23 protein-coding genes, 1 tRNA gene and 1 pseudogene are annotated in these 22,667 nt (G+C 45.1%); 21 read left to right on the top strand and 4 right to left on the bottom strand.

The annotated features are described in order from the left end of the window. The first annotated feature begins 57 nt into the window (after positions 1-57). Positions 58-131, top strand: a tRNA-Gly gene (locus AS29_RS08925). Between the two features lie 90 nt (positions 132-221). Here AS29_RS08925 and AS29_RS08920 read toward each other — a convergent pair. After that, positions 222-887, bottom strand: a complete 666-nt coding sequence (locus AS29_RS08920) for a B3/B4 domain-containing protein (protein ID WP_035404991.1) — start codon at positions 885-887, stop codon at positions 222-224. Positions 888-963: 76 nt separating this feature from the next. Between AS29_RS08920 and queG the strand changes: the two genes are divergently transcribed. Then, on the top strand, positions 964-2,097 hold the full coding sequence (gene queG, locus AS29_RS08915; RefSeq protein ID WP_035404990.1) for a tRNA epoxyqueuosine(34) reductase QueG: 1,134 nt from the start codon (positions 964-966) through the stop codon (positions 2,095-2,097). A 132-nt stretch (positions 2,098-2,229) separates the two neighbouring features. Continuing rightward, on the top strand, positions 2,230-3,120 hold the full coding sequence (locus AS29_RS08910) for a PhzF family phenazine biosynthesis isomerase (protein WP_035404989.1): 891 nt from the start codon (positions 2,230-2,232) through the stop codon (positions 3,118-3,120). Positions 3,121-3,163: 43 nt separating this feature from the next. On the opposite strand, the pseudogene AS29_RS08905 reads toward AS29_RS08910, so the two are convergent. Both AS29_RS08905 and AS29_RS08900 read right to left on the bottom strand, forming a co-directional pair. Further along, positions 3,164-3,709, bottom strand: a pseudogene (locus AS29_RS08905) (nucleotidyltransferase family protein). Then, the gene (locus tag AS29_RS08900) at positions 3,706-4,317 is read right to left on the bottom strand and encodes an FMN-binding negative transcriptional regulator (RefSeq protein WP_035404988.1); all 612 of its coding nucleotides are present in this window, start codon (positions 4,315-4,317) and stop codon (positions 3,706-3,708) included. The pseudogene AS29_RS08905 and the gene AS29_RS08900 overlap by 4 nt, the downstream one beginning before the upstream one ends. 156 nt (positions 4,318-4,473) lie before the next feature. Between AS29_RS08900 and AS29_RS08895 the strand changes: the two genes are divergently transcribed. The 15 genes from AS29_RS08895 to AS29_RS08830 all read left to right on the top strand — a co-directional run bounded on the left by AS29_RS08895 (position 4,474) and on the right by AS29_RS08830 (position 18,921). After that, complete coding sequence (locus AS29_RS08895) at positions 4,474-5,364, top strand: amidase domain-containing protein (protein WP_035405090.1); 891 nt, start codon at positions 4,474-4,476, stop codon at positions 5,362-5,364. Between the two features lie 38 nt (positions 5,365-5,402). Further along, the gene (gene trmL, locus AS29_RS08890) at positions 5,403-5,885 is read left to right on the top strand and encodes a tRNA (uridine(34)/cytosine(34)/5-carboxymethylaminomethyluridine(34)-2'-O)-methyltransferase TrmL (RefSeq protein WP_156505912.1); all 483 of its coding nucleotides are present in this window, start codon (positions 5,403-5,405) and stop codon (positions 5,883-5,885) included. Between the two features lie 344 nt (positions 5,886-6,229). After that, complete coding sequence (locus AS29_RS08885) at positions 6,230-8,125, top strand: PrkA family serine protein kinase (protein ID WP_035404986.1); 1,896 nt, start codon at positions 6,230-6,232, stop codon at positions 8,123-8,125. Between the two features lie 382 nt (positions 8,126-8,507). Continuing rightward, the gene (locus tag AS29_RS21340; protein WP_156505908.1) at positions 8,508-8,675 is read left to right on the top strand and encodes a hypothetical protein; all 168 of its coding nucleotides are present in this window, start codon (positions 8,508-8,510) and stop codon (positions 8,673-8,675) included. 275 nt (positions 8,676-8,950) lie between these two features. Beyond that, complete coding sequence (gene yhbH / locus AS29_RS08880) at positions 8,951-10,120, top strand: sporulation protein YhbH (protein WP_035404985.1); 1,170 nt, start codon at positions 8,951-8,953, stop codon at positions 10,118-10,120. Between the two features lie 279 nt (positions 10,121-10,399). Next, positions 10,400-11,176: a hypothetical protein gene (locus AS29_RS08875; protein ID WP_035404984.1), complete on the top strand. Its 777-nt coding sequence runs from the start codon at positions 10,400-10,402 to the stop codon at positions 11,174-11,176. Then, positions 11,127-12,086 carry a sugar kinase gene (locus AS29_RS08870; RefSeq protein ID WP_035404983.1) on the top strand — a complete coding sequence of 320 codons (960 nt, stop codon included), beginning with the start codon at positions 11,127-11,129 and terminating at the stop codon, positions 12,084-12,086. Before AS29_RS08875 ends, AS29_RS08870 begins: the two co-directional genes overlap by 50 nt. Next, on the top strand, positions 12,083-13,360 hold the full coding sequence (locus tag AS29_RS08865; RefSeq protein WP_035404980.1) for an MFS transporter: 1,278 nt from the start codon (positions 12,083-12,085) through the stop codon (positions 13,358-13,360). The genes AS29_RS08870 and AS29_RS08865 overlap by 4 nt, the downstream gene beginning before the upstream one ends. 15 nt (positions 13,361-13,375) lie before the next feature. Then, complete coding sequence (locus AS29_RS08860) at positions 13,376-14,014, top strand: bifunctional 4-hydroxy-2-oxoglutarate aldolase/2-dehydro-3-deoxy-phosphogluconate aldolase (RefSeq protein WP_035404979.1); 639 nt, start codon at positions 13,376-13,378, stop codon at positions 14,012-14,014. Between the two features lie 106 nt (positions 14,015-14,120). Further along, complete coding sequence (locus tag AS29_RS08855; protein ID WP_035404978.1) at positions 14,121-15,128, top strand: LacI family DNA-binding transcriptional regulator; 1,008 nt, start codon at positions 14,121-14,123, stop codon at positions 15,126-15,128. Positions 15,129-15,131: 3 nt separating this feature from the next. Then, positions 15,132-15,773 (top strand): 3-hexulose-6-phosphate synthase, encoded by a 642-nt coding sequence (hxlA, locus tag AS29_RS08850; protein ID WP_035404977.1) that lies wholly within the window; start codon positions 15,132-15,134, stop codon positions 15,771-15,773. After that, complete coding sequence (hxlB, locus tag AS29_RS08845) at positions 15,763-16,314, top strand: 6-phospho-3-hexuloisomerase (RefSeq protein WP_035404976.1); 552 nt, start codon at positions 15,763-15,765, stop codon at positions 16,312-16,314. Before hxlA ends, hxlB begins: the two co-directional genes overlap by 11 nt. Before the next feature lie 369 nt (positions 16,315-16,683). Continuing rightward, the gene (locus tag AS29_RS08840; RefSeq protein ID WP_197491591.1) at positions 16,684-17,481 is read left to right on the top strand and encodes a transporter substrate-binding domain-containing protein; all 798 of its coding nucleotides are present in this window, start codon (positions 16,684-16,686) and stop codon (positions 17,479-17,481) included. Positions 17,482-17,502: 21 nt separating this feature from the next. Further along, positions 17,503-18,168, top strand: a complete 666-nt coding sequence (locus AS29_RS08835) for an amino acid ABC transporter permease (RefSeq protein ID WP_035404974.1) — start codon at positions 17,503-17,505, stop codon at positions 18,166-18,168. A 12-nt stretch (positions 18,169-18,180) separates the two neighbouring features. Continuing rightward, on the top strand, positions 18,181-18,921 hold the full coding sequence (locus AS29_RS08830) for an amino acid ABC transporter ATP-binding protein (protein WP_035404973.1): 741 nt from the start codon (positions 18,181-18,183) through the stop codon (positions 18,919-18,921). A gap of 119 nt (positions 18,922-19,040) precedes the next feature. On the opposite strand, the gene AS29_RS08825 is transcribed toward AS29_RS08830, so the two are convergent. Further along, positions 19,041-19,463 carry a pyridoxamine 5'-phosphate oxidase family protein gene (locus AS29_RS08825; protein WP_035404972.1) on the bottom strand — a complete coding sequence of 141 codons (423 nt, stop codon included), beginning with the start codon at positions 19,461-19,463 and terminating at the stop codon, positions 19,041-19,043. 190 nt (positions 19,464-19,653) lie between these two features. Here AS29_RS08825 and AS29_RS08820 point away from each other — a divergent pair, with 190 nt between their 5' ends. The 3 genes from AS29_RS08820 (at position 19,654) to AS29_RS08810 (ending at position 22,646) form a co-directional block, all read left to right on the top strand. Then, the gene (locus AS29_RS08820; protein WP_035404970.1) at positions 19,654-20,280 is read left to right on the top strand and encodes an FMN-dependent NADH-azoreductase; all 627 of its coding nucleotides are present in this window, start codon (positions 19,654-19,656) and stop codon (positions 20,278-20,280) included. A gap of 343 nt (positions 20,281-20,623) precedes the next feature. Continuing rightward, complete coding sequence (locus tag AS29_RS08815) at positions 20,624-21,088, top strand: divergent PAP2 family protein (protein ID WP_442854521.1); 465 nt, start codon at positions 20,624-20,626, stop codon at positions 21,086-21,088. A 166-nt stretch (positions 21,089-21,254) separates the two neighbouring features. Further along, entirely contained in the window at positions 21,255-22,646 is a 1,392-nt protein-coding gene (locus AS29_RS08810) for an amino acid permease (RefSeq protein WP_035404968.1), read from the top strand. Positions 22,647-22,667: the final 21 nt, after the last annotated feature.

Genomic DNA, 22,667 nt, shown 5'->3' with positions numbered 1-22,667 from the left:
TTTGATGTAATACGAATATAATAATATACATCGTCATCAAGACGAGAAAGTAAACGTGCGGGTGTAGTTTACTGGTAAAACCTCAGCCTTCCAAGCTGATGTAGTGGGTTCGATTCCCATCACCCGCTCCATACATACGTTACTAACGCAGTGTTTCGTTCCGATCAGCGAAGCATTGCGTTTTTTACTGCGTAAAAATAAGCCTGCGCTCACCGCAGGCCTTATGATAGAATAAAATGCTCTTCCGTTCCGCCATGAATTTGAACGAACATGCTTGTCAATGCTGATAACAGCTTCTCTGCTTCAGGCTCTTCCATAGATGGAGCGAGATAGACGATTTGCAGGGCGTTGACCGTTTCTCTGCTGGCGGCTGTTTTTTTGGAGTCGACATAGGGGCTTCCAAATGCTCCATTGCCATCTGCAGATAGAATTTTCTTTTCCATTGAGACTTCACGTCCATTGATGGCTTCATATGTATCATCTGAATTTCCGATGCGGATTTCGATGTTTCCGTTTAACCGGTCCAGGTCATAGATGCCGATTGGAATTTGATATTCCATCGAGAAGAAATTGTTAATGTCGGCAGCGGAGTGGATGGTCTCCAAATACTGCTGCTTTTTAATTCTTCGGAAAATGGCTTCCTGAGCAGGGCGGTACCGGTTTGGATCCGTCCCGGCTTTTTTAAAAAGAGCGCGCCATTCCTGAACCGCTGGAATGTCCTTTATTTCCTGATTTTCAAAGTCAAAATATAAGGATTCCTGAAACAGCCTCATTCTCCCCTTCAGCATTTGTGGAGAGTCTCCTACCTCTATTCCCCGATAAAGAGCGATTCCGATTTTAAACGAAGGCTCCAGCTCTTTCAATTCATGATTAACTGCAATTTCCATTTTAACCGCCCTCCGTGATTTGGTACCATTATCTTATCATAGTGCCGCGGAAAAACCGAAGAAAGGAGGATGACTGATGAATATTGGAGCATTAAAAGAAGAAGTCGTTGCCTACAGCAAAACGATTGGAATTGATAAAATCGGCTTTGCAAGTGCGGATACGTTTCAAACATTAAAAGGACGGCTTCTTATGCAGCAGGAACTTGGCTACCAATCAGGCTTTGAAGAGCCCGATATTGAAAAGCGGACCAATCCCGGCCTGCTTGTACCGAAAGCTAAATCGATCATTGCCATTGCTCTTGCTTATCCTTCTAAAATGAAAAACGCACCGAAAAGCACGAGGGAGGACCGCCGCGGGATTTTCTGCCGAGCTTCATGGGGCAAGGATTATCATGACGTGCTGCGGGAAAAGCTATTGAAGCTGGAAGAGTTTTTAAAAGAAAAATCTCCGGACGTCCGGGTTAAATCCATGGTCGATACGGGCGAATTGTCAGACCGGGCTGTCGCCGAACGGGCAGGGATTGGCTGGAGCGGAAAGAACTGCGCAACGATCACACCGGAGTTCGGCTCGTATGTGTATCTGGGGGAAATCGTCACAAATATTCCTTTCGAGCCTGATCAGCCAATTGAGGATCAGTGCGGAACCTGCAATAAGTGTGTAGATGTCTGTCCTACAGGTGCACTTGTCCAGGGCGGACAGCTCAACGCCCAGCGATGCATCGCCTATTTAACGCAGACAAAGGGCTTTCTGCCGGAGGAGTTCCGGACAAAAATCGGAAACCGGCTATACGGCTGCGATACATGCCAAACCGTGTGTCCCGAGAACAAAGGCAAGGATTTTCATTTGCATGAAGAAATGGAGCCGGATCCAGAGCTTGCAAAACCGAGCCTAAAGCCGCTGCTTTCCATGTCAAACCGGGAATTTAAAGATAAATTCGGACATGTGTCAGGGTTCTGGAGAGGGAAAAAACCAATCCAGCGCAACGCCATCATTGCCCTCGCTCACTACAAAGACACAACAGCGCTTCCTGATTTGTACAAGCTTGTCAAGGATGACCCAAGGCCTGTCATAAGAGGAACCGCGGCATGGGCGATCGGGAAAATCGGACAGGCCGAGTCGATCTCGTTTCTGGAAGAACATTTGCGAAAAGAAGAAGATGACGAAGTGCTGAAGGAAATGCGGGCGGGACTTGATGTCCTGCGTAAGTGATTAAAAGTTAGAAGCTTGCCTGCTGGCAGGCTTTTTTTCGTTTCAAATAACTTGTATTAATCTACAATAGATGGAAAGAGAGAACAGGGGACGAAACCTAATAATCTGCATCTATAATTTGGAGGGAAAAGGATGAAACGTATAAAGGTTCTTCATTATGATGCCTTCAGCAGCAAGCCCGATAAAGGAAATCCAGCTGGAGTGATATTGAACAGGGATCATTTAAAAGAAACGGAAATGCAGGAACTGGCAAGAAAAGCTGGGTTTAACGAAACGGCGTTTCCGGTCCATTCCGATTCCGCCGATTTTAAAATCCGGTATTTTACGCCGGGCCATGAAATGGATTTATGCGGTCATGGAACCATTGCTGCGGTGTATGCGTTAAAAGAAAACGGTTTGTTAAATGAAGAAAAAGAGATGATCGTCGAAACAAATGCAGGAATGCTTCCTATTCAGCTTACGACTACTTCCAATGAATTACTTGTAACCATGAGACAGGCGGAACCGGTTTTCAAGCCGTTTAAGGGGTCAAAGGCAGACTTAATGGCTTCTATTGGACTGGCCGAAGAAGATTTAGCCGGCGATTTGCCGATACAATATGGAAGCACAGGAAACTGGACGTTATTAGTCCCCGTTAAAGAGTTGCGTGCTTTTGAAAGAATGGTCCCTCACAATGAGCGATTTCCTGATTTGTTAAAAGAAATCCCGAAAGCATCTGTCCACCCATTTTGCTTAGAAACATATGATACTGCAGCGCATATGCATGGCCGGCATTTCTCCTCTCCATTTTCAGGCACAGTCGAGGATCCGGTGACGGGAACGGCTTCCGGCGTTATGGGTGCGTATTACAAGAAATACATAGCGAAAAATGAAGAGACCGAAATCAGTCTTATTATCGAGCAGGGAAATGAGATCGGAAAAGAGGGAAGAGTTCGAGTGAAAGTGGCACAAGATCATGGCCGCCTTCATGTAGAAATGACGGGAAATGCCGTATTTGTAAAAGAATTTGAGATTGCTTTATGAATGGAAGGGAACTTCTGAGTAAGAGGAGTTCCCTTCATTCGGATTAAAGGGTCACCTTGACCATAGGCCAAACGGCTAACCAGTCTTTTTCTATGACCCGCTTTTTATACACAGCGCTGTTTACAAAATAGGGAGTTGCTTTCACTTGCATCCCCACTAAATCCTCAATACCGTGTGGGGCAGCTAAAATGGCGTGTCCGTCATGGTTCAGTGTAACTCCAATGGCGGTTGCCGTTTCCGGGAACCTGGACATGGCATCGAATGAATCGGTGTAGGGGTCCATTTGGTTTTTGACGTGCATCCTTGCCTAATTTTTTGCCGACCACGGAATTTCAGGTGATAATGAGAAGAGCTTCCGTTCAAGCTCTTTCTCAATTGCTTCATCCTGGAAGCTGGGATCGTAATAGATGACATCTACATCAGGGAGCACCGTTTTTTCGCTGAACCCGTTAAGGGCATCCCAAACCTTTGAACGGACAAAGCCTGCACAGATCCACCAATCAGGAAGCTTCAGCAGCTGCACGGTTTCCAAGACGTGCATCATCCACAAATCCTCTTCTATATGGGCAACAATCTCTTTTTCATTCATCGTTTATCATTTCTCCTCATCAAGCCGGCAATCTTCTGTTCATTTTCGCCAGGCAGATTTTCTAGCGCCTGAATGACCCGCTCCTGCCGTTCAGCAGGATGATTTTGACTCAGCTTTGCTTTGCCCTCCATCTTCGTTATGCGGATTTTAAAGGCTGCAATCCCTTTGCTCAAATTTTCAATATAACCAGGCTCGATGTCCTCCATCTGGTAGGAGCTGTCTGCAGGTTCATGCTGGCGGACGAGCTGCGACAGCACTTCCAAAACGTCGTCCTTATCCTCCAAGAGTTCCAGTTCACCATATACATGGACCGCTGTATAGTTCCAGGTCGGTACGGCTTGATCGGTGTTGTACCAAGCTGGAGATATGTAACAGTGCGGACCTTGAAAAACGATGAGCACCTGCTGATTTTCAGCATCCCTCCATTGCGGATTCGGCCGGGCAAAATGACCGTAAATCACTCCTTCTTTCTCATCAATTGTCAGAGGCAGATGGCTTGCGAACGGTTCACCGTTATGATGGGAAAAAACAGTGGCGAAACTGTTTTCTTTCATTAAGTGATACATGGCTTCTTTATCGTTCAGTTCGAAGTGTTTTGGAATGTACATAGTTACGCCTCCTTTTAATCATGATTTTACCAATGAATGAACAGCCCATACAGAGCCAGTTTTCATGAAATGAAAAGGTGCCATTTGAAAAAAACTGATACTGCGGGATTCTTTCTCATATTCTTGTAAAAGAAGAATGGGAAGCAGGTGAGCATGGTGAATGAGTTGCTTAGAACAGCAGCGGAAAGCCGGCTGGATTATGTAGTCAATGGAAAGACGAGGCATTTGCCGTTTATGTCGGATGCAGAAAAGCTTTCTCTTGAGCGGAAGGCAGAGGAATTGAATGAGAGAAAGACCCTTGCGATTAAAGGATCGTCGAAGATTAAGGTGACGGGTATGAAAGAACAGGGTGATTTTCGGGAGGTTCAATATATCCTTCATGAAAAGTGGCTCATTCAAAATGACGATTCGTTTTATTTAGAGGAAAAAATAGGCCGGCGTTTTGCCTCCCTCACAGATGCTGAGGTTCTCGAGGATTGGGCGGAAAGCCGGCCGGAGGTTCATCAGGACTTTGAAGCTTTTGATGATGAAGACCTCGAGCGGAAGGGCTTTTATTATGACCGGATGGCGGCAGTACAGTATGCGGAGCGCTGGTGGAACAGCCATAACAGCCAGTATAAAAATTTTGATGTCAACTGCACCAATTTTGTTTCGCAATGCCTTCGCAGCGGAGGAGCACAAATGCGGGGATATCCGGGAAAGGGAACCGGCTGGTGGATGCAGAATAACACTTGGAGCTACAGCTGGGCGGTTGCTCATTCTATGAATTTATTCCTGCCCCGGTCGAAAACGGGACTGCGGGGAATCAAGGTCGGCTCAGCTGAAGAGCTGAGACCCGGCGATGTCGTTTGCTATGATTTTGAAGGAGACGGCCGTTTTGATCATACAACCTTTGTTGTGGCCAAGGATAAAAACAACATGCCGCTTGTGAATGCACAGACGTCCAACAGCCGGATGAGGTACTGGTCCTATAAGGATTCGACTGCCTATACACCGAATATCCGCTATTCATTTTACCGGATTCAGGACGATTCTGAGAAAAGCTAAAGCGTGGTATAATGAGGTGGAAAGAATTTTTAACAGAGGTGACCATTTTGGGATTACACGTAGTATTGTATCAGCCGGAGATTCCTGCCAATACGGGAAACATTGCCCGTACCTGCGCAGCAACAAACACCGTTCTTCATTTAATCCGCCCGCTTGGGTTTTCAACTGATGATAAAATGCTGAAGCGTGCCGGCCTGGATTATTGGGAGCATGTAGATGTCCGTTACCATGATTCGCTTGACGAATTGTTTGCGGAATATGAGAACGGAGAATTTTACTATTTAACAAAACACGGCAAACAGCCGCATACGGTATTTGACTATTCCGATCAGGAGAAGGATACCTTTTTTGTATTCGGAAAAGAGACGACAGGTCTGCCGCGGGACCTGATTGATGCTAACATGGACCGGTGCCTGAGGCTTCCGATGACAGAGCATGTCCGCTCTCTGAACCTTTCCAACACAGCTGCCATTTTGGTTTATGAAGCCTTGAGACAGCAGAATTATTTGGATTTACTGTAAGCAAAAACGGCCTCCGCGAGAAGGCCGTTTTTTTATTTCCGTATTTTCGGTTTATCGTTGTACCCGGCTGTGAAAATCGAAACGAGGAATGTAATGCAGACTCCAAGCAGCAATGCGGTCTTCATAAATGCCCTCCCCAAAAAAATGTAGTCCAAGCGTATAGATTCAATTATACGGTATTATGAAAGCGCTGTGAATTGTATTCGTCCTCTTTTTCTTCCATTTCTAAATTTTCAGTCATATCGATTGCTTGGAAGACACATCAGAAAAACAAGAATGATAAGCTTCCCTCTCTCATAAAGTGTAATAATCTCTTGTGATGCACAAAGATGAAGGAGGTCCTTATGGATATCTTAAAGAAGATTGAAAGGTACAGAGAAGATGAAGAGCGTTTGAAATGGGAAGGAACCTTCGTAGAGTATTTGGAAATATTGAAAACTCGCTCCAATGTGGCTCAATCAGCTCACTCGCGGGTTTATAATATGATCAAAGATCATGGTATTGAGGAAGTTAACGGCGTCAAAAAGTACAAATTTTTTGATTCTCAGCTGTTCGGGCTTGAAGAAGCTCTTGAAAGACTGGTAGAAGAATATTTTCACCCTGCTGCCAAGCGGCTCGATGTCCGCAAGCGGATCCTTCTACTCATGGGTCCGGTAAGCGGAGGGAAATCAACACTTGTCACGATGCTGAAAAGAGGTCTTGAAAAATACTCTCAAACCGACAACGGTTCCGTATTTGCGATTAAAGGCTGCCCGATGCATGAGGATGCTCTTCATTTAATTCCCCATCACCTTCGCCAGGATTTTTATGAGGAATACGGCATCCGGATCGAAGGAAATCTGTCTCCCTTAAATATGATGAGGCTTCAGGAGGAGTACGGTGGCAGAATTGAAGATGTAATTGTTGAGCGGATCTTTTTCTCCGAGGATAAGCGCGTCGGAATTGGTACGTTCAGTCCATCAGATCCGAAATCACAGGATATTGCCGATCTGACAGGAAGCATCGACTTTTCAACGATTGCCGAGTACGGCTCTGAGTCTGACCCAAGGGCTTATCGCTTTGACGGAGAGCTGAACAAAGCAAACCGCGGAATGATGGAGTTCCAGGAGATGCTGAAATGTGATGAAAAATTCTTATGGCACCTTCTGTCCCTGACACAGGAAGGAAATTTCAAAGCAGGGCGATTCGCGCTCATTTCCGCCGACGAGCTGATTGTGGCCCATACCAATGAAACCGAGTACCGCTCCTTCATATCCAATAAGAAAAACGAAGCACTTCACTCAAGGATTATTGTGATTCCGATTCCATATAATCTGAGAGCCACAGAGGAAGAGCGCATATACGATAAAATGATCAGCGAAAGCGATGTATCCGATGTCCACATTGCCCCGCATACCCTTAAGGTTGCAGCGATGTTCTCCATTTTAACGAGATTAAAGGAAGCAAAACGCGGAGATATCGATCTCGTGAAGAAGATGAGGCTTTACGATGGAGAGAGTGTAGAAGGCTACAACTCTGTGGACTTGGAGGAGTTGAAAAAGGAATATCAGGATGAGGGCATGAGCGGGATTGATCCGCGTTACGTCATTAACCGGATTTCCTCCACCATCATCCGAAAAGAAAATCCGTCCATCAACGCACTGGATGTCCTTCGCTCCCTTAAAGAGGGGCTCGATCAGCATCCGTCAATCTCACAGGAAGACCGCGAGCGCTACCTGAACTTCATCTCGGTCGCCCGTAAAGAGTACGACGATATTGCGAAAAAAGAAGTTCAAAAAGCATTTGTGTATTCCTATGAAGAATCGGCGAAAACCCTTATGGAAAACTATCTGGATAACGTTGAAGCTTACTGTAATAAAAATAAGCTGCGCGATCCGCTCACCGGTGAAGAGATGAATCCGGACGACAAATTGATGCGCTCCATAGAGGAACAGATCGGCATTTCCGAAAATGCGAAAAAAGCATTCCGCGAAGAAATCCTGATTCGCATTTCCGCCTATGCACGCAAAGGGAAGCGATTTGATTACAACTCTCATGAAAGACTGCGCGAAGCTATCCAGAAAAAACTGTTTGCGGATTTGAAGGACGTTGTGAAAATTACGACCTCATCCAAAACACCGGATGAGCAGCAACTGAAAAAGGTAAACGAAGTCGTCAAGCGATTAATTGATGAGCATGGCTATAACTCTACCTCTGCTAATGAACTGCTGCGTTATGTAGGAAGTTTGCTAAATCGATAGGTATGCGGCGAGCCGGGAGATTCCCGGCTTTTTGTGTGGGCTGATTTTGCACTGACCCCCACTCTGATAAAGCGTTAAAACTCCGTCCCCATCACTTGGAATCGATTGGAGGAGAGGAACTGCAGAGTTTAAAGCTCTGTCCCTTGATCCTGTAAAGTATTGGGGGTCAGTGCAATGCACTGACCCCCAATTCACTGCAGAACTAAAGCTCCGTCCCCATTGAGTTGAAACCCGTTGCCCATCTAGGCTGGCATTTTTGATTCTCTGCCCCCCGTTGCGTTAATAAGATGGGGGTCAGTGCTAAATACTTTGCCGCAGCCCACGTTTCACCCCACCCCTAACCGGGTAATTACCCTATACAATCTCCTAAGGAGTGATAGAAATGGATCAAAAGAATCCGAAGAAATCAAAAGAGAGTTCAAGTATTCGCAATATGGACGATTTGGTGGAACAATCCAAAATCATGGAGCATATGAAAACGAATCAGGAAGTAAAGAAATCGGGGAAGACTCCGGATCCTGATCAGCATAAAGAAAACGAGAATAAATAATAAAAAGAACCCTTGCCCAGTGCAGGGGTTCTTTTATTTACTATGTATAAAATCTGCCAAAATCCTTGCATAGATACCTTGTCTATTTTTATTGGAGGAGGTGCCCAATTTTCATAATTGTTTGTCAATAATCCTCATCCCCCGCATAGGATAGAGTAATCTCAAAAAATCAGCCAACGGAGAGAAATTCATTCACCGACATCATATGCAATAGGCTCCAAATCGGTGATAAATGGCAGAGCAATTTTTAAAAAAGTTTGGAGGGGAAGGGGAATATGTCAAAAGGAGACGCAAGCAACTTCGTCATTTCGAATGAAGATTGGTCCCTCCACCGCAAAGGCTATGACGACCAGCTAAGGCATCAGGAGAAGGTTCAGGAAGCGATTAAGAACAACCTGCCTGACCTGATAACCGAGGAAAGCATCATTATGTCCAATGGGAAAAACGTAGTGAAGATTCCAATCCGGTCACTCGATGAATATAAGATTCGCTATAATTATGATAAAAACAAACATGTCGGGCAGGGTGACGGCGACAGCCAGGTTGGAGATGTGGTCGCACGGGACGGTTCGCAGCAGGGCCAGGGACCAGGAAAAGGCCAAGGAGCAGGAGATCAGGCGGGGGAAGATTATTACGAAGCCGAAGTGTCCATGATGGAGCTTCAGGAGGCTTTGTTCAGTGAGCTTGAGCTGCCCAATCTGAAGCGCAAGGAAATGGCAGAGAACGTTGTGGAGAATATAGAGTTTAACGATATCCGCAAAACCGGATTGATGGGAAATATCGATAAGAAACGGACGATGATGTCTGCTTATAAACGAAACGCAATGAAGGGAAAGGCGCAATTTTATCCGATTTATCCGGAGGATTTGAAGTTTAAGACATGGAATGAAGTGATTAAACCGGAGTCAAAGGCAGTCGTTATTGCGATGATGGACACAAGCGGCAGTATGGGGTTATGGGAAAAGTACATGGCGCGAAGCTTTTTCTTCTGGATGACGCGGTTTCTCCGTACGAAATATGAGCATGTGGAAATTGAATTCATAGCCCATCATACTGAAGCAAAGGTTGTATCTGAAGAAGACTTTTTCAACAAAGGAGAGAGCGGAGGTACGATTTGCTCCTCTGTATACAGGAAAGCCCTTGAAATTATTGATGAAAAATACCAGCCTGCCCGATATAACATTTATCCATTCCATTTTTCAGATGGAGATAATCTGACGTCCGATAATGCGAGATGTGTGAAGCTTGTCGGTGAATTAATGAAGGTATCCAATATGTTTGGTTACGGCGAGGTCAATCAGTATAACCGGCACTCGACCTTAATGTCCGCTTATAAAAACATCACCAATGAAAACTTCCGCTATTATATCCTCAAGCAAAAAGTCGATGTATTCCATGCGATGAAAAGCTTTTTCCGAAAAGAAGCAGCTGAAATGACCAGCTGATTTGGGGCCTTGCGTACATTGTGTATGCAGGGCTTTTTTTATAATTGACTCATTACCAAGCGAAGCAATCAAATGTGTATATAATGACAAACATAAACAGGAAGTGTTTACAGGCTGCCGCGCTGACGTGGCAGCCTATTTCTTTTATATCCCAAACTGCTGCACCAGATTATGCAAAAACAGAACCATAAAAACCCTTGTTAAAACGCTTACATTTAAATATACTGTTTATAAACCGATTTACTAAACCGATTTACTAAAGAATAGGGGGTGTTTACTTTGAGATTAATCGTCATCCCTTTCCATGCTTTGGATGGAGGGGAACTCCAGTTAGACAATCATGCCCAGCTTTTTCCGCTCATTCATTCAGTCGAAGCCGATGGAGCGGAAATAAGAAAGGAGCGTATGGGGGAAGCTGAATTGCCGCTTAAAGCGACCAAGGAAGATGTGTATTCGGCTCCGGCAGAGCTCTTTGATAAACATGGCAGGCTCAACATAGAAATATTCCAATTAGCAGAGGAAATGAAGCGGCACGGTGCAGGAGCACTGAAGGTATCACTTGGTCATTATATTCCGGATGTTTTTGAGATTGAGAGCTTGATAGAACTGATGTCTCATTTCCAACAATCCGAGGTTCTCTATGTTGAAAATGACCAAACATCCTACGGGGGAAAAATAACGCCCATGGAATCATTTTTTGAAAGCGTTTCCTTGCTTGATTTGCCGATTGGTATGACGTTTGATATAGGAAACTGGCGGTATGCAGGAGAAGATCTGTTGGACGCAGCACGCAGACTAAGCAAATATGTTCGTTACATTCACCTGAAGGAAACGGTCATGGAAGGGAATCAGCTGATTACCGCGCCTCCTGAACTGCATAAGGAGTCTTTGTGCAGCCGGGTTTTGAGCGTATTGCCTGAAAACTGTCCGATCGGACTTGAGTTCCCTATAAGAACAAAAGCAGAGGCTGTGAAATATGTTAGCCATTTTAAAAGGAGTGAAAAAGATGCTGGATACAGTGACGTTCGGCGAAGCAATGGCCATGTTCATAGCTGATGATACAGGACCTCTTTATAAAGCAAAGCATTTCACCAGGTCTCTGGCGGGGGCGGAAACCAATACAGCGATAGGGTTTGCGAGGCTTGGCTTTAAAAGCGGCTGGGCGAGCAAGGTCGGAAGCGATGCATTTGGCGAATTTATTATGGACCGGCTGAAAAAAGAAGGCGTGAATGTTGACTGTGTTTTGACGGATTCCCGCTATCCGACTGGATTCCAGATTAAATCCAAGGTTTTAGAGGGAGATCCTGAGGTGCAGTATTTCAGAAGAGGTTCTGCAGCAAGCACCCTTTCACCCGAAGATGCCGACAGCGGCTATTTTCTTTCGGCAAAGCATCTCCATCTAACGGGGATTCCCCTTGCATTGTCTGAACAGACGAGGGCTTTTTCACATCATATCCTTACGCTGATGAAGGAAGCGGGCAAAACGGTTTCCTTTGATCCGAACCTGAGGCCATCATTATGGAACTCTCAGGAGGAAATGGCGAAGGAGATAAACAAAGCAGCATTCCAGGCAGATTATGTTCTGCCGGGAGTGGAAGAGGGACGTATTTTGACAGGATCGAGTCAGCCTGAAACAATTGCAGATTTTTACCTGGAGCACGGGGTGAAGGCAGTGGCCGTTAAACTGGGACCGGATGGAGCGTTCTTTAAAACAGCAGGGCAAAGAGGGCTTGTGGAAGGCTTCAAGGTTGATAGAGTCGTAGATACCGTCGGGGCAGGAGACGGATTTGCCGTCGGTTTTGTGAGTGGAATTCTTGAGGGGCTCCCAATGGAAGAGGCTGTTTTGAGAGGAAATGCTATCGGGGCAATGGCGGTCCAGTCAATCGGCGACAGTGATGGATACCCGGTTAGAGAAGAGCTCGAACGATATATGAAAGAGCATGTTAAGGAGGCTGATGAGGTATGAAAGGGACATTATCTAAACAGCGCTGGATTCGACTAATTCCAATTGCATTTATTACGTACAGCCTCGCTTATCTGGATCGGGCCAATTATGGATTCGGGGCAGCGGGAGGAATGGCAGAGGATCTGCATATCACGGCAGCGATGTCGTCGCTGCTCGGGTCGCTTTTCTTCCTGGGATATTTCTTTTTTCAAATTCCGGGAGCTCATTATGCCGAAAATAAAAGTGCGAAAAAGCTGATTTTCTGGTCGCTTATTTTATGGGGAGGACTGGCAACGGCGACAGGGTTGATTACAAACGTAAACCTTCTCATTGTCATCCGCTTTATGCTGGGAGTCGTAGAAAGTGCTGTAATGCCGTCCATGCTCGTTTTCTTAAGTCACTGGTTTACGAAAGAGGAGCGGTCCAGGGCGAATACGTTTCTTATCCTTGGGAACCCGGCGACCGTGCTGTGGATGTCGATTCTATCCGGATATTTAGTAGAATCCGTTGGCTGGCGCTGGATGTTTATTTTGGAAGGGCTGCCGGCAATAATCTGGGCATTCTTCTGGTGGAAGCTCGTTAACGATGAACCAAAGGACGCCAAATGGCTGAACGAGCAGGAAAAAAGAGACCTGCAAATCCAGCTGGATCAAGAGCAGCAAGGCTTGAAGCCTGTGAAAAATTACGCAGAAGCATTTAAATCCAAAACGGTTATTCTGCTCAGTCTTCAATATGCACTTTGGAGCATCGGGGTTTACGGGTTTGTGATGTGGCTTCCTTCTATTATTAAAGCAGCGCCGAACATGGATATTGTTACAACGGGATGGCTTTCATCTGTTCCCTATATTTTAGCCATTATCGGGATGCTGTCCGCATCTTATTTCTCAGATAAAACCCTTAACCGGAGTGCTTTTGTCTGGCCGTTCCTGCTGATTGGAGCCCTTGCGTTTTATGGTTCCTATCTAATTGGAACGAGCAATTTCTGGCTTTCTTTTGTTTTGCTCATTATTGCAGGAGGAGCGATGTACGCCCCGTATGGTCCGTTCTTTGCCATCATACCGGAGATTTTGCCTCGTAATGTTGCAGGGGGCGCGATGGCCCTCATCAATAGCATGGGGGCACTCGGATCATTTGCAGGTTCATACCTTGTCGGTTATTTAAATGGAACAACAGGAGGATTTGGGGCTTCTTATCTTTTCATGTCGGGTGCCCTGCTTCTGTCCGCGATTATTACGATTTTTGCCGTAAAGAATACAGCTGCAGCGAGACACCAATCTGCCGTTAAAAGCGCTTAACTGGAGGAATGGAAAATGAGAGCACATGCATTTCAGGAAAGCGGCGTTGTAGCCGTTATAAGAGGAGCGAATCCGGATACGATTGTTCCGATTGCTCAAGCCCTGAAGGATGGCGGGGTTACCGCCCTTGAAATTACGATGGAAAACCCGAAGGCAATCCAGGTGATTGAACGGTTAAACGAGGCGTTCAATGAAGAGGTTTTAGTAGGGGCCGGGACGGTACTGGATCCGGAGACGGCAAGAACAGCAATCTCAGCCGGAGCGAAATTTATTTTTTCACCAACTGTGAGCTTGGACACCATCCGTATGGCAAAGCGATACGGGGTCATCAGTGTACCGGGTGCAATGACCCCTACTGAAATTCTCACTGCCTATGAAGCAGGAGCAGATTTAGTGAAGGTATTTCCGGCAAATGTTTTGGGGCCGGAATTTTTAAAGGCAGTAGCAGGACCGCTTCCCCATATACCGCTCATGCCAACAGGCGGAATCGGACTCAATAATATGGAAGCCTTCCTAAAGGCGGGGGCAGCCGCGATTGGTGTGGGGAGCACACTGGTGAGCGGTGGAATGGCGGCTGATGGGGAAAGCCTGATCAAGCTTGCGGATCGAGCACGCCAATTCAGTGAATGTGTCCGGGGTTTCCAGGTGAAATGAAACTTGCGTGATGCGGCATAATCAGCTCGTCCTCTTCTTAGATGGATATCGACAGCGTGGAACAGTACAATAGAGGAAGAATCTATAGATAAGAGGACGGATTTAGATGAAACGCGTAACGATGGCAGATGTAGCCAAAGCAGCTGGAATCAGCAAAAGCACAGTTTCTCAATTTTTAAACGGACGTTTTGAATATATGGGCCAGGAAACGAAGGACCGGATCAAAAAAGCGATAGATGAGCTCGGGTATCATCCAAATTATGTAGCAAGAAGCCTGAAGCAAAAAAGAACGTCGCTTATCGGCATTATCGCCGCCAATATCGTCCATACCGTTTCGACGGAGATGAGCCGTGCCATCGAAGATTATTTTCAGGAAAAAGACATTCAGGTGATTTTCTGCAATTCTTATGAAGATCAGGATAAGGAAAAAAAGTATATCGACAGCATGAGAGCGAGACAGGTAGACGGACTCGTGATTTTTCCTACTGGGAAAAACCCTGAGCTCTATAAAAAGCTTGAGTCAGAGAAGTACCCTGTGGTATTCGTTGACCGCAAACTGGATGGGATCGATGTGAATACGGTGGTTGTCGACAACCGGGATGCAATGGATCAGGCTGTCGGTCACCTTTTGAAGGAAGGCCATGAAAAGCTTGCGATTTTAACGCCGCCTCCAACGATTTTTCCAAGAAGAGAGCGGGTGGCCGGATTTATAGAAGCACTTGAAAAACGAGGGGAACCGGTCAATGAGCATTTCATAAGATCTGTTGAAATTTCGGAGATGGTATCGGTCCTTGAAGAGATGTTTGCTAACGGAAAAGGGCCGACCGCACTCATTGCGGGAAATGATCTGACGTATTTTGAAGTGATGAAGTTCGCCCGTAAAAATGAAATCCGTATCGGCAGAGATCTCGCCCTCGTGGTCTTCGATAATATTGAAATGGCGGCCATATCCGAGCCTGCTCTCACGGTAATTGACCAGCCCGCCTACGAGATGGGTATGAAGGCTGCGGACTTATTATTCGAACAGATCAGCGGCAAATCTGATGAAAAGAGATTATTCGTATTCCAGACAGAGTTGAAGATTAGAGAATCATCAACCACGATCGGAGGATGAAACATGGAGCTGCAGCTTGCGCTCGACCGGCTAAGTCTGGAGGATGCAATTGATTTAGCAAGAAGAACAGACTACTTTACGGATTATGTGGAAGTGGGAACGTCCCTCATAAAGGAATTCGGAATGCGGAGTGTATTTGAGGTGAAAAAGGCCTGTCCGGATAAGCTGGTTATGGCAGATATGAAAATCATGGATAACGCTGTTTATGAATCAAAGCTCGCATTTGAAGCGGGTGCTGATCTTCTAACTGTTATGGGAGCAGCGCCGGTAGAAACTATTGAAATTTGCCTCAATGAAGCGGAAAAAAGGGGCAGGACGGTAATGATTGATTTGCTGAACACCGATTTAGAAAGAACAGCAAAAATTGTCCACTGCCCTGCCATCTTTTGTGTCCATACCAGCAAGGATTTGCAGGAAAGCGGAAATGGAAGCTTTGAATTTGAAGGTTTGTCTTTCTTGAAGGAGATGGGAGTGCGAACTGCGGCAGCAGGGGGCATTGGTGTCAAAAGCATTCCTTCCCTGCAAAAATCCGGAGTCTCAATCGTTATTGCCGGCTCGAGCATCACAAAAGCGGCCGATCCCTCAAGGGCTGCCGCTGACCTGAAAGAAGCCTGTATGAAAGGAATGAGCAGCCTTGGATGTTAATGATATCGTTGCGGAAGTGGCTTCCGTTCTCCAGCAAACAGACAGTCAATCTGCAGAAAAAGCAGTGGAAAGGATCTACAGGGCAAAACGGATTTTTGTAGCAGGTGAAGGGCGCTCGGACCTCATGGCCAAATCATTTGCTATGAGGCTCATGCACCTTGGTCTAGTCGTTTATGTCATCGGCGAAACAACCACTCCTTCTGTACAAAAGGAAGATTTGCTTATACTTGTATCCGGCTCCGGAATAACAAAAAGCGTGGAATGGCTTTCTGTAAAAGCAAAGGAGCTGGGGACAGAGCTCCTCGTTTTTACAGCGAATGCAGATACATTGCTTGCACAGAACGCCGGAGAAGAGTCGGTTGTGATTGTGCCGGCGGCTACGAAATACCGGAAGCCGGGAGAAAAGATGAGCATTCAGCCGCTCGGATCCCTTTTTGATCAGAGTATCCATTTGCTGTTTGACTGGATTTGCCTCAGCCTGTCTGAACGGAAGAGCCTCGATCATGATCAGGTTTTGGGGATGCATAGCAACATGGAATAGTCAGCAATCCAATTGAAAGAGCCTGGGAGAATTCCCAGGCTCTTTGGCGTATCCATCTTCATTTTTCGCAGTACTCTTGCAGTTGCTTGATCTTTATTTTTATTATTTTTTTGACGATCTCTGCTGCATTTCTTGTGTCTCCAGCCGATTTTCCCTCAATAAAGGTTACATAAATGCGCTCATCTCAACGGGTTCTTTTGAAATGAGTTTCAGCAGTATGTAACTAGTTATAAAGAATCGTTTACCAAAACGTTTCACTGAAAACTCAATCTTGTACTTTTTATTCAGATTAAAATTTCAGAAAATTGGGTATGTAATACCAGTAGCTTACAAACCTGACCCATGACAGAAGGGAGAGAAGGTATTCGGATGAAGAAGGTATTGATATGGATGATAGGCGTTACGCTTATGATGGCCGTGCTTACAGGCTGTGCCGAAAAGGAAAAAGGTGAAGACGGCTTGGAGCTTGTGCATAAAGGCGAGTTTATCTTTGCCGCTTCCGGAGAATTCAAGCCATTTAGTTATGTCAAAAACGATATGACCATGACAGGCTTTGATGTGGAAGTTGGAAAGGCAATTGCAAAGGAACTCGGGCTAAAGCCGGTTGAAAAACGGATTAAATTTAAAGGAATTGTAGAAGGGGTAAAAACAGGAAGAGCCGATGTAGCGGTTGCGAGCCACACGATCAATGATCAGCGGGCAAAGTATGTTCGGTTTTCCACTCCCTACTATTACTCCGGACCTCAAATTTTCACGAGAGAGGACAGCGATATTAAAACAACCGCTGACTTGAAAGGAAAAGAGGTTGCTGCAGCAAAAGGATCTACATACGCTGACACAGCGAAGCAGTACACAGGAAACGTGAAAATATATGATAGTGACATAACTGCGCTGAAGGCACTTAGTGAAGGACGCCATGACGCCGTTATCACGGATTTTGTAACCGGCCGAAGCGCTGCAAATGAAGGCTTTAAAATTAAGGGCCAGCAGCTGATTGAACGGAGTGCCCAGGCAGTGGTCATCCCCGAGAACAATCCGCTGATGGAGAAGAAAGTGAATGAGGCGCTGGAAAACCTGCGCAAGGATGGAACATTAGCAAAAATCAGTATTAAATATTTTGGAGAAGACATTACAAAAGAAGAAGCAACGGAGAAACCAAAAAAATAATAAAGAGAGGGAGTCGGATCATTGCCTAGTTTGCCGCACTTTTTTCAAGTATTCGGAGAAAGCTATGATGTCTTTTTAAAGGCCATGCTGCTCACTCTGCAGCTCACGGTTGTATCAATCATCATCGGGATTTTTATCGGGTTGTTTTTTGCACTATTAAAAATTTCCAATATAAAGCCGCTGGGGTACATCTCGGATGCGTATATTTATCTGGTTCGCGGAACTCCGCTCATCGTCCAAATTTTCATCCTGTATTTCGGGATCAGCGGGATCTTTTTAATTCCGGATTTCTGGGCCGCATCGCTTGCGCTCGCTTTTCATAATGGTGCTTACATCGCCGAAATTTTCAGGGGTACCATTCAATCGATTGACAAAGGGCAAATGGAAGCGGGACGGTCTCTTGGAATGACCCGGTCGCTTGCGATGCGCAGAATTGTTTTGCCGCAGGCTTTCCGGCGTGCACTGCCGCCTCTTGGAAATCAATTTATCATCGGGTTAAAGGATTCATCCCTGGCCGCCTTTATTTCAATGAATGAACTATTCAATGTCGCGACAACGCTCGGTTCAAATAATTTTGATGAAATGACGTATTTGCTCATTGTCGCCGTTTACTACTTAATTGTCGTGGCAATTTTGACAATAGGTGTCAACCTGATCGAGAAAAAACTGGCTGTCAGTGACCGGTAGAAGGAGGCCATCATGGATAGGGAAATGATAAAAGCAGAAAAACTGAACAAATCGTTCGGAGAGCTTCATGTATTAAAGGATATTGATATGACGGTCTATGAAAGTGAAGTGGTTTGCCTGATCGGCGCCAGTGGATCAGGGAAAAGCACCTTGCTGCGCTGCCTCAATTTTTTAGAGAAGCGAGATAACGGCAAGATCGTCATTGAAGGCGAAGAAGTAACGAAAGAATCACATGATATTAATGAGGTCCGCCAAAAAGTCGGAATGGTGTTCCAGCATTTTCACCTCTTTCCTCATAAAACAGTGCTTGGTAACGTTATAGAAGCGCCGCTTATGGTGAAAAAAATGAAAAAAGAGCAGGCCGTTCAACTAGGCAAAGACCTTTTGAAAAAAGTAGGGCTTGAGGACAAAGCGGACGTTTATCCAAGCAAGCTTTCCGGAGGACAAAAGCAGCGGGTAGCCATAGCACGTGCGCTTGCAATGGAACCGGACATCATGCTGTTTGATGAACCGACTTCAGCGCTTGATCCTGAGCTTGTAGGCGAAGTGCTCGAAACGATGAAACAGCTCGCTGAAGAAGGGAAAACAATGATTGTCGTCACTCATGAAATGGGATTTGCACGTGAGGTAGCCGATTCCATCGTCTATATGCACGAAGGACGGATTGTGGAGAAAGGAACGCCGGATCAGTTCTTTGACAACCCGAAGGAAGAGCGCTCGAAGGAATTTTTGATGTCGACAACGTTTAAATAATGGTAGGAAGAAGCTTGAGGTGGAGCCTCAAGCTTTTTTTCTTAATAACATCTGCACTCATTCTCTCCATAAAAAATGGGCGGACAATCATCTTGGATTGTCCGCCCATTTTAGGTTCATTATACTTCCAGTGTATGCGGCGGCTCGCCTTTTTTATTCATCAGCCTGATTTGATCCGGAGTAATTTTCAAAATAATGTAGTTATCATCATGAGGGCCGTCAAACCACATCTTCATGTTGTCATCCCATAAACGCTGTTTAAGCTCCTCTGATTTCTCAATTGAAGCCTTGCCTTCAATTTCTACGTACGTATCGCCGAAACCCTCCCCGTCATAGCCAAGCAGAATATGAACATTCGGATTTTCATCAATTTCCTCAACCTTATGAGTTTCAATATCAGTAGGAGTATAAAGCGTTAAATTCTCATTGAAGAACGTCATGTAACGGGAATGCGGCTTGCCATCCTTTACTGTAGCAAGTGTCCCGATTTTGTTTTGGTCAATTATTTTTACGATCTGTTCTCTAAGCTCTTTTTGATCCATGATTCATTCATCCCTTCCATTCAATAGCTTACTTTAGCGTTACCCTTAATCATTAAATTTTAAAACCGGCAAGTGTGCTGCAAATCAATCTGGTTGACAGCGGAATGAGAGTAAGATAAAATAAACCTCGAAGTCGAGATACTTTAATAAAAAATATATAAAATGAAAATATTTGAAGGAGAGATAAATTATGGCAAACATTCTTTACGTAAAAGCAAATCCAAAAGGTGACGAAATGTCATTCTCAGCACGTGTAGCTAACACGTTCTTAGATGCTTATCAAACAGAAAACACAGGAGATAAAGTGGAAACACTTGATCTTTACAATACAGATCTTCCAATGATCGACGCTGAGGTTCTTGGCGGCTGGGGCAAACTTGCTGCAGGACAGGAGCTAACAGATGCCGAGCAAGCTAAAATTACCCGCCTTTCTCAGCTGGTAGATCAATTCCTTGAAGCAGACAAAGTGGTATTCTCTGCTCCAATGTGGAACTTTGGCTTCCCTCCATTGATGAAAGCATACATCGACGCAATCGCAGTAGCAGGCAAAACGTTTAAATACACAGAAAATGGTCCAGTAGGCCTTTCCGGCGACAAAAAAGTAACTCTAATTGAAGCACGCGGCGGCGTTTATTCTGAAGGTCCGGCGCAGCCTATGGAACACACTGAAAGCTACTTCCGTGCAGTAATGAGCTTCCTTGGCATCAATGATGTGACAGTGGTTCTTGCTGAAGGAATGGCTGCAGATCCTGCAGCAGCAGATGAAATCTTCGGAAAATCTGTAGAAAAAGCAAAAGAAGCAGCTCTAAGCTTCTAATTATTTTAAAAACCGTCCGCTGGCAAAAGCGGGCGGTTTTTTTATGGAATATTTTAAGGGAGGAGGGTTTTACCAGCAGCCGCTGCACTTTCTATACCATCCGAACCGCATCGAATACGAATCGAAGCAATCGGGTTTCCAGCCGAACCCCTTCAAATAAGAGCCGCATCCCCCACGTTCCCACCAGCCTCCAATTATCCTCAGCACTCATAAAAAACCGATCATTCCTCAACTAACCTGCAAAACAAATTTTACTCATGCCGAATTTCGGGTATAAGCAAATGATGGAAGTGCATAGTCGTCATCGAACAGTCTAAAACTAATCTTATGCGAGGTGAAGGAATTGATTAAGAATCGAGGAATTTTGACAGCATTAGCAGGAATAGGGATTGCACAGGGTTTGAAAATATTTGGCCATAAAAAGCTGACTGGAAAATGGGATTGGCGGCCAATTTTTACAACGGGAGGAATGCCGAGTTCCCACTCGGCAGGGGTATCATCTCTTGCTACATATGTTGCGGCTAAAAATGGGAGTTCTTCCATTGAAACCGCACTGGCTGTTGTTTTTGGGATTATTGTGATGTATGATGCGCAAGGAATTAGAAGGCATACGGGAGAGATTGCTGCACTTGTCAATGATATTGATGCAGATATCGAGGTTCTCTCGGGGCATTTTCCCGGGCTGGGCCATGTAAAGCAAAAAGAAGAATTAAAAGAACTTTTGGGTCATCAGCCTGAAGAGGTCTTTTATGGAGCGATGCTTGGGGTTATTATAGGGCTTATTAGCGCTAGAACTGAATCGGAATAGTGAAGAGCCGGCTATTGCCGGCTTTTTCCATATAAAGGTTTTTCTATTTTAATAAATTAAATTTTCAAAAAACGGTTGATTTTTCGACAGGGTTCGATTAAATTAAGACTATCTCAAATATTATTTAAATATTTCTGAATATTTAAAAAGAATAGCAGGTGAGACGATGAGTCTGTTTAGGAAAAAGTCGATTGATAAAATCATTAGGGATTCAGGAAGTAAAGGGATTTCGCTTAACAAAACGCTAGGTGCATTTGACCTGACGATGCTCGGAATAGGGGCTATTATCGGTACGGGGATATTTGTCCTTACAGGCGTTGCGGCAGCAGAACATGCTGGTCCGGCACTTGTTTTATCATTTATTTTAGCGGGAATTGCCTGCGCTTTTGCGGCATTATGCTATGCAGAATTTGCTTCAACCGTTCCGGTCTCAGGCAGTGCGTATACATATAGCTATGCAACGTTCGGCGAGCTGATGGCATGGATTTTGGGATGGGATTTACTCTTGGAATACGGGCTTGCATCTGCTTCCGTCGCAAGCGGATGGTCGGGATATTTTCAAGGATTGCTGGGGGGCTTCGGGATTCATTTGCCTACTGCATTAACCAGCGCCTATTCACCTGAAAATGGCACCTATTTTGATCTTCCGGCTGTCATTATTGCGTTTCTGATCACTTTTCTTTTAACGAAAGGTGTAAGGGAATCAGCCAGGCTTAATGCTATTATGGTTATTATTAAAATTGTGGTTGTTCTTCTATTTATCGCGGTTGCTGTGTGGTATGTGAAGCCTGATAATTGGACGCCGTTTATGCCATTCGGCTTTGCGGGGGTTGCTACCGGTGCTGCGACAGTATTCTTTGCATATATCGGATTCGATGCTGTATCCTCTGCTGCGGAGGAGGTAAAGAATCCTCAGAAAAATATGCCAATCGGAATTATCGCTTCCTTGGCAATCTGTACAGTTCTTTACATTGCCGTCTCTGCAATCTTAACGGGAGTCGTTCCTTACACTGAACTTAATGTGAAAAATCCTGTTGCTTTTGCACTGAATTATATCAACCAGGATTGGGTTGCTGGACTGATTTCAATCGGTGCCATTGCCGGAATGACAACAGTTTTGCTTGTTATGATGTACGGTCTGTCCCGTCTGTTTTATGCAATCAGCCGTGATGGTCTGCTGCCGAAAGGTCTGTCAAAAGTTAACCAAAAGACGCAGACTCCGGTTAAAACAACGTACCTTGGATGTTTGCTCGTTTCTCTATTTGCAGGATTTATCCCGCTCGATGAATTGGCAAATTTAACAAGTATCGGTACATTGTTTGCTTTCATGTCGGTTTCCATAGGGATTTTGGTTTTAAGGAGATCAGGAGAAGGGATGAAGGCTGGGTTTAAAACTCCATTTGTCCCAGTTGTTCCAATATTAGCCTTTCTCTCCTGCGCCTATTTAATGCTTCAGCTTCAAAAGCAAACTTGGATTGCCTTCCTTATTTGGCTGGCTGCCGGTTTAATTGTTTACTTCTTATACGGAAGAAAACACAGTTTGTTAAACAAATCGTAATTGGATAAAAAAGGCGTGCTT

The organism is Bacillus sp. SJS (genome assembly GCF_000732485.2).
GTDB lineage: Bacteria > Bacillota > Bacilli > Bacillales > Bacillaceae > Metabacillus_B > Metabacillus_B sediminis.
The sequence above is the reverse complement of the archived record's forward strand: the minus strand, read 5'-3'. Positions and strand labels throughout refer to the sequence as shown.

Excerpts from the sequence above, each read along its gene's own strand:
- AS29_RS08920 (WP_035404991.1), bottom strand. The coding sequence starts at position 887 with ATGGAAATTGCAGTTAATCATGAATTGAAAGAGCTGGAGCCTTCGTTT.
- queG (WP_035404990.1), top strand. The coding sequence starts at position 964 with ATGAATATTGGAGCATTAAAAGAAGAAGTCGTTGCCTACAGCAAAACG.
- AS29_RS08910 (WP_035404989.1), top strand. The coding sequence starts at position 2,230 with ATGAAACGTATAAAGGTTCTTCATTATGATGCCTTCAGCAGCAAGCCC.
- AS29_RS08900 (WP_035404988.1), bottom strand. The coding sequence starts at position 4,317 with ATGTACATTCCAAAACACTTCGAACTGAACGATAAAGAAGCCATGTAT.
- AS29_RS08885 (WP_035404986.1), top strand. The coding sequence starts at position 6,230 with ATGGATATCTTAAAGAAGATTGAAAGGTACAGAGAAGATGAAGAGCGT.
- AS29_RS21340 (WP_156505908.1), top strand. The coding sequence starts at position 8,508 with ATGGATCAAAAGAATCCGAAGAAATCAAAAGAGAGTTCAAGTATTCGC.
- yhbH (WP_035404985.1), top strand. The coding sequence starts at position 8,951 with ATGTCAAAAGGAGACGCAAGCAACTTCGTCATTTCGAATGAAGATTGG.
- AS29_RS08870 (WP_035404983.1), top strand. The coding sequence starts at position 11,127 with ATGCTGGATACAGTGACGTTCGGCGAAGCAATGGCCATGTTCATAGCT.
- AS29_RS08865 (WP_035404980.1), top strand. The coding sequence starts at position 12,083 with ATGAAAGGGACATTATCTAAACAGCGCTGGATTCGACTAATTCCAATT.
- AS29_RS08860 (WP_035404979.1), top strand. The coding sequence starts at position 13,376 with ATGAGAGCACATGCATTTCAGGAAAGCGGCGTTGTAGCCGTTATAAGA.
- AS29_RS08855 (WP_035404978.1), top strand. The coding sequence starts at position 14,121 with ATGAAACGCGTAACGATGGCAGATGTAGCCAAAGCAGCTGGAATCAGC.
- hxlA (WP_035404977.1), top strand. The coding sequence starts at position 15,132 with ATGGAGCTGCAGCTTGCGCTCGACCGGCTAAGTCTGGAGGATGCAATT.
- AS29_RS08840 (WP_197491591.1), top strand. The coding sequence starts at position 16,684 with ATGAAGAAGGTATTGATATGGATGATAGGCGTTACGCTTATGATGGCC.
- AS29_RS08830 (WP_035404973.1), top strand. The coding sequence starts at position 18,181 with ATGGATAGGGAAATGATAAAAGCAGAAAAACTGAACAAATCGTTCGGA.
- AS29_RS08825 (WP_035404972.1), bottom strand. The coding sequence starts at position 19,463 with ATGGATCAAAAAGAGCTTAGAGAACAGATCGTAAAAATAATTGACCAA.
- AS29_RS08820 (WP_035404970.1), top strand. The coding sequence starts at position 19,654 with ATGGCAAACATTCTTTACGTAAAAGCAAATCCAAAAGGTGACGAAATG.
- AS29_RS08810 (WP_035404968.1), top strand. The coding sequence starts at position 21,255 with ATGAGTCTGTTTAGGAAAAAGTCGATTGATAAAATCATTAGGGATTCA.